General features: G+C 64.8%; 1 protein-coding gene. It reads right to left on the reverse strand.

From position 1 onward, the window contains the following. A partial coding sequence (locus tag J5M67_RS29450) for a sulfatase-like hydrolase/transferase (RefSeq protein ID WP_207888784.1) occupies positions 1-227 on the reverse strand: 227 nt, incomplete at both ends.

Consider the following 227-nt stretch of genomic DNA (forward strand, 5'->3'; position numbering starts at 1 on the left):
CCCGGCCAGCGGATCATCGCCGGCACCCGGAAGGCGCCTTCGTAGTTGGAGTTCTTCTCGTTGCGGAACGGAGAGGTGGCGGCATCCGGCCAGGTGAAGCGGTTCGGGCCGTTGTCGGTGGTGTAGACGACGATGGTGTTGTCGGCGATCTTCAGGTCGTCCACCGCCTTGAGCAGCTTGCCGACGTCGCCGTCGTGCTCGAGCATGCCATCAGCGTACTCGTTGCC

Origin of the sequence: Pseudomonas sp. 30_B, assembly GCF_017491605.1 — a bacterium.
Classification (GTDB): domain Bacteria; phylum Pseudomonadota; class Gammaproteobacteria; order Pseudomonadales; family Pseudomonadaceae; genus Pseudomonas.